Source organism: Streptomyces sp. NPDC006265 (assembly GCF_040613555.1).
Classification (GTDB): Bacteria; Actinomycetota; Actinomycetes; order Streptomycetales; family Streptomycetaceae; genus Streptomyces.
Map to the genome: position 1 here is coordinate 1 of NZ_JBEXSH010000568.1, position 5,871 is coordinate 5,871.

A 5,871-nucleotide genomic window follows, 5' to 3' on the forward strand; every position below is an offset into this window, starting at 1 on the left:
GGGCCGTGCCCCTCGCCCCCTCCCCCCCGGGGGGAGCCCCCCCCTGGGCCACCCCCCCCCCCCCGGGGGTGAACGTGGCTACGCCACGTTCACCCGCTGTCCGGGCGGGGCTGCTTCCAGCCACGCGAGGAAGCCGGTCAGCGCGTCGTCGCTCATCGCGAGTTCGAGACGCGTGCCCCGGTGCACACAGGCCAGGATCACATGGTCGGACAGGAGCGCCAGCTCCTCCTCGCCCTCCGGGACGCGGCGGCCGGCCACCTCGATCGCGGAACGCTCCAGGACGCGGCGGGGACGCGGCGAGTACGAGAAGACGCGGTACCACTCGACCCGGTCGCCGTTGTACCGGGCCACCCCGTACGCCCAGCCCTTGCCGTTGGTGTCACCCTCGGCAGGGGCGTCCCAGCGCAGGCTGGCGTCGAAGGTGCCGCCCGACCGCTGGATCAGCCGACGGCGCAGGCCGAAGACGAACAGGCCCACCACTACGAGGGCCACCACGATTCCGCACACAGTCAGAGCGAGGACCATCGACACCGACCTCCTCGTCTCCTAGGTAACGGAACGTAAAAATCACCCACATCCGCCTCAGCCGCGGCTGGGTCCGGATCTCTCCGGTACCCAGCCGCGGCTGAGTGACGTCATCACACGGCGGACGGGGTCAGCGCGCCGCCGTGGCAGCCCGCAGACGGACGTCCGCGCGGCGCTGGGCCTCCGCGTCGTCCTCCGCCTTCGCGCGCTCGAGCTCCTGCTCCGCGCGCTGGACATCGATCTCGTCCGACAGCTCGGCGACCTCCGCCAGCAGCGAGAGCTTGTCGTCCGCGAACGAGATGAATCCGCCGTGCACAGCGGCGACGACCGTCCCGCTCTCACTCGTACGGATGGTCACCGGGCCCGACTCCAGCACACCGAGCAGCGGCTGGTGACCGGGCATGACGCCGATGTCGCCGGACGTGGTGCGCGCGACGACCAGGGTGGCCTGGCCGGACCAGACCTCACGGTCGGCCGCGACCAGCGCGACGTGCAGCTCAGCAGCCAAGGGTGGCTCCTCGGGTCACCACCCGGCGGGAGTGCCGGGTGTTGGTTACAAGTCTAGTAGGCGTGAATGAGGGGGCGGGACGAACCCCGCCCCCTCATGACTCGAGCACGGCCCGGGTCAGGAGACGCCCAGCTCCTTCGCGTTGTTCTTCAGGTCCTCGAGACCACCGCACATGAAGAACGCCTGCTCCGGGAAGTGGTCGTACTCGCCGTCGCAGATCGCGTTGAACGCGGCGATCGACTCGTCCAGCGGCACGTCCGAACCGTCCACGCCGGTGAACTGCTTGGCGGCGTGGGTGTTCTGGGACAGGAAGCGCTCCACGCGACGGGCACGGTGGACGACGAGCTTGTCCTCCTCGCCGAGCTCGTCGATACCGAGGATCGCGATGATGTCCTGCAGGTCCTTGTACTTCTGCAGGATGTTCTTCACGCGCATCGCGGCGTTGTAGTGCTCCGCCGAGATGTACCGCGGGTCGAGGATGCGGGACGTCGAGTCCAGCGGGTCCACGGCCGGGTAGATGCCCTTCTCGGAGATCGGACGGGACAGAACCGTCGTCGCGTCGAGGTGGGCGAAGGTGGTGGCCGGGGCCGGGTCGGTCAGGTCGTCCGCGGGGACGTAGATCGCCTGCATCGAGGTGATCGAGTGACCACGGGTCGAGGTGATGCGCTCCTGGAGGGTGCCCATCTCGTCGGCCAGGTTCGGCTGGTAGCCCACCGCGGAGGGCATACGGCCGAGCAGGGTCGACACCTCGGAACCGGCCTGGGTGAAGCGGAAGATGTTGTCGATGAAGAACAGCACGTCCTGCTTCTGGACGTCACGGAAGTACTCCGCCATCGTCAGGCCGGCCAGGGCCACGCGCAGACGAGTGCCCGGGGGCTCGTCCATCTGGCCGAAGACCAGGGCGGTCTTGTCCAGAACGCCGGACTCTTCCATCTCCGCGATGAGGTCGTTGCCCTCACGGGTGCGCTCGCCGACGCCCGCGAAGACGGAGACGCCCTCGTGGAGGTTGGCGACACGCATGATCATTTCCTGGATCAGCACGGTCTTGCCGACACCGGCACCACCGAACAGACCGATCTTGCCGCCCTTGACGTACGGGGTGAGCAGGTCGACGACCTTCAGGCCCGTCTCGAACATCTCGGTCTTCGACTCGAGCTGGTCGAACGCGGGGGCCTTGCGGTGGATGGACCAGCGCTCGCCGTCGTGGGTCTCGTCGCTGTTCAGCACCTCACCGAGGGTGTTGAACACCTTGCCCTTGGTGAAGTCGCCGACGGGGACGGTGATGCCCGCGCCCGTGTTCGTCACCGGGGCCTGGCGGACCAGGCCGTCGGTGGGCTGCATCGAGATGGCGCGGACCAAGCCGTCACCCAGGTGCTGGGCGACCTCCAGGGTCAGCGTCTTCTTCTCGCCCGCCAGCGCCGGGTCTGCGACCTCGACGTGCAGGGCGTTGTAGATCTCCGGCATCGCGTCGACGGGGAACTCCACGTCGACGACCGGGCCGATGACCCGCGCGACGCGGCCAGTGGCCACGCCAGCAGGAGCGGTCGGCTCAACAGTGGTGGTCATTTATCGGTCACTCCCCGCGGTCGCGTCGGCCAAGGCACTCGCGCCACCGACGATCTCGCTGATTTCCTGGGTGATTTCGGCCTGGCGGGCCTGGTTGGCAAGCCGGGTGAGCGTCTCGATGAGCTCTCCGGCGTTGTCGGTGGCCGACTTCATCGCGCGCCGCGTGGCGGCGTGCTTGGAGGCGGCCGACTGGAGCAGCGCGTTGTAGATGCGGCTCTCGACGTAGCGCGGCAGCAGGGCGTCGAGGACGTCCTCCGCCGAGGGCTCGAAGTCGTACAGCGGGAGGATCTCGCCCTTGGGCGCCGCCTCCGCCGCGACCTCGTCGAGGCTGAGCGGCAGCAGCCGGGCCTCGATCGCCGTCTGCGTCATCATCGACACGAACTCGGTGTAGACGATGTGGAGCTCGTCCACGCCGCCCTCGGCCGTCTCCGTCTCGATCGCCTCGATCAGCGGGGCCGCGACCTTCTTGGCGTCCGCGTACGACGGCTCGTCGGTGAAGCCCGTGAACGTCTCCGCGATCTTGCGCTCGCGGAAGTTGTAGTGGGCGACACCACGGCGGCCGACGATGTAGTTGACGACTTCCTTGCCCTCGGCCTCGAGCTTCGCCGTGAGCTTCTCCGCGGCCTTGATGGCGTTGGAGTTGAAGGCGCCGGCCAGACCACGGTCGCTCGTGAGGAGCAGGACCGCGGCACGGGTCGGGTTCTCCGGCTCCGTCGTCAGCGGATGCTTGGTGTTGGATCCGCCGGCGACCGCCGTGACCGCGCGGGTGAGCTCGGTCGCATACGGGGTGGAGGCCGCCACCTTGCGCTGCGCCTTGACGACGCGCGAGGCGGCGATCATCTCCATCGCCTTCGTGATCTTCTTGGTCGCGGAGACGGATCGGATGCGACGCTTGTAGACCCGGAGCTGGGCTCCCATGAGTCAGGTCCCTTCCGTCGTCACTTACCGGCAGCCGGGGTGTCCTCGCCGAGCAGCTTGCCGTCGGCGGTCTCGAACTGCTTCTTGAACTCCACGATGGCGTCGGCGACAGCCTGAAGGGTGTCGTCGGACATCTTGCCGCCCTCGCGGATGGAGGTCATCAGGCCCTGCTCCTTGCGGTGCAGGTACTCCAGCAACTCCTTCTCGAAGCGCCGGATGTCGACGACGGGGACGTCGTCCATCTTGCCGGTGGTGCCGGCCCAGACGGAGACGACCTGGTCCTCGGTGGCCATCGGCTGGTACTGCGCCTGCTTCAGCAGCTCGACCATGCGCTGACCACGCTCGAGCTGCGCCTTGGACGCGGCGTCCAGGTCGGAACCGAAGGCGGCGAACGCCTCCAGCTCACGGAACTGGGCGAGGTCCACGCGCAGACGGCCGGAGACCTGCTTCATCGCCTTGTGCTGGGCGGAACCACCGACGCGGGAGACGGAGATACCGACGTTCAGCGCGGGGCGCTGACCGGCGTTGAACAGGTCCGACTCCAGGAAGCACTGGCCGTCGGTGATGGAGATGACGTTGGTCGGGATGAACGCCGAGACGTCGTTGGCCTTCGTCTCGACGATCGGCAGACCGGTCATCGAGCCGGCACCCATCTCGTCGGAGAGCTTGGCGCAGCGCTCCAGCAGACGGGAGTGCAGGTAGAAGACGTCACCCGGGTAGGCCTCACGGCCCGGCGGGCGGCGCAGCAGCAGCGACACGGCGCGGTAGGCGTCGGCCTGCTTCGACAGGTCGTCGAAGATGATCAGGACGTGCTTGCCCTGGTACATCCAGTGCTGGCCGATGGCCGAACCGGTGTACGGCGCCAGGTACTTGAAGCCGGCCGGGTCGGACGCCGGGGCGGCGACGATGGTCGTGTACTCCAGCGCGCCGGCCTCCTCCAGAGCGCCGCGCACACCGGCGATCGTGGAGCCCTTCTGGCCGATGGCGACGTAGATGCAGCGGACCTGCTTGTTCGGGTCGCCCGAGCGCCAGTTGTCGCGCTGGTTGATGATGGTGTCGACAGCCAGGGCGGTCTTGCCGGTCTGGCGGTCACCGATGATCAGCTGACGCTGGCCACGGCCGATCGGGGTCATCGCGTCGACGGCCTTGTAGCCCGTCTCCATCGGCTCGTGCACCGACTTACGGACCATGACGCCCGGAGCCTGCAGCTCCAGGGCGCGGCGGTCCTCGGTCTCGATCTCGCCGAGGCCGTCGATCGGGTTGCCGAGGGGGTCCACCACGCGGCCGAGGTAGCCCTCGCCCACCGCGACGGAGAGAACCTCACCGGTACGGGAGACCGGCTGACCCTCCTCGATGCCGCTGAACTCGCCGAGGACGACGCAGCCGATCTCGCGCTCCTCGAGGTTGAGGGCGAGACCGAGGCTGCCGTCCTCGAACTTCAGCAGCTCGTTGGCCATGACCGAGGGCAGACCCTCGACCTTCGCGATGCCGTCGCCGGCGAAGGTGACCGTACCGACCTCCTCGCGCGAGGCCGCGTCCGGCTTGTACGCCTGGACGAAGTTCTCCAGCGCGTCCCGGATCTCCTCCGGCCGGATCGTGAGCTCCGCCATCTGGGTTCCCTGCTCTCCTTGTTGGGCCCGAAGTTTCACTTTGGGGGTCTGGGGGCGACCCCCAGGATTCTTCTGCACGGCCCAACCAGGGCCGTCGTAAGTACGTTGGTGCCTATTGAGTTGCTGCTCAGCCGGCGAGCCGGCGGCTGGCGTCCTCGATGCGGTCCGCGAGGGAGCCGTTGATGACCTCGTCGCCGACCTGCACCCGGATTCCGCCGAGGACCTCGGGGTCCACGTCCAGGTTGAGGTGCATCGTGCGGCCGTAGAGCTTCGCGAGGGCGGCGCCCAGGCGCTGCTTCTGCGGGTCGCTCAGCGGCACCGCCGAGGTGACGATGGCCACCATGCGGTCCCGGCGCTCGGCGGCGAGCTTGGACAGGGACTCGAGTCCCGCCTCCAGGCTACGTCCCCGCGGTGCAGTCACAAGGCGTGTGACCAGACGCTCGGTGACCGGCTGCGCCCGGCCGCCGAGCAGGCTGCGCAGCAGCTCGCCCTTGGCCGAGGTGGTGGCCTTGCGGTCGGTCAGCGCGGCGCGCAGCTCCATGCTGCCGGAGACGATCCGGCCGAACCGGAACAGCTCGTCCTCGACGTCGTCGAGCTTGCCCGCCTGCTGGGCGGCCGTCAGGTCGGCGGTGCCGGCCAGCACCTCCAGCGCGTCCACCAGGTCGCGCGACTGCGACCAGCGGGAGCGCACCATGCCGGCGACCAGGTCGGCGGCCGGGCCGCTGACCTGGGTGCCGAGCAGAC

General features: G+C 68.8%; 6 protein-coding genes. All 6 read right to left on the reverse strand.

The window, feature by feature from the left end; all coding sequences use genetic code 11:
- Positions 1-78: 78 nt before the first annotated feature.
- On the reverse strand, positions 79-525 hold the full coding sequence (locus ABZ281_RS34005) for a DUF2550 domain-containing protein (RefSeq protein ID WP_356661809.1): 447 nt from the start codon (positions 523-525) through the stop codon (positions 79-81).
- Between the two features lie 130 nt (positions 526-655).
- The gene (locus ABZ281_RS34010; protein WP_356661811.1) at positions 656-1,033 is read right to left on the reverse strand and encodes a F0F1 ATP synthase subunit epsilon; all 378 of its coding nucleotides are present in this window, start codon (positions 1,031-1,033) and stop codon (positions 656-658) included.
- 117 nt (positions 1,034-1,150) lie between these two features.
- The gene (gene atpD / locus ABZ281_RS34015) at positions 1,151-2,599 is read right to left on the reverse strand and encodes a F0F1 ATP synthase subunit beta (protein WP_329326765.1); all 1,449 of its coding nucleotides are present in this window, start codon (positions 2,597-2,599) and stop codon (positions 1,151-1,153) included.
- Positions 2,600-3,517, reverse strand: a complete 918-nt coding sequence (locus ABZ281_RS34020; RefSeq protein ID WP_356661813.1) for a F0F1 ATP synthase subunit gamma — start codon at positions 3,515-3,517, stop codon at positions 2,600-2,602.
- A gap of 20 nt (positions 3,518-3,537) precedes the next feature.
- On the reverse strand, positions 3,538-5,127 hold the full coding sequence (gene atpA, locus ABZ281_RS34025; RefSeq protein ID WP_031104202.1) for a F0F1 ATP synthase subunit alpha: 1,590 nt from the start codon (positions 5,125-5,127) through the stop codon (positions 3,538-3,540).
- 127 nt (positions 5,128-5,254) lie between these two features.
- The coding region (locus ABZ281_RS34030; protein ID WP_356661815.1) for a F0F1 ATP synthase subunit delta at positions 5,255-5,871 on the reverse strand (617 nt) is incomplete at its 5' end.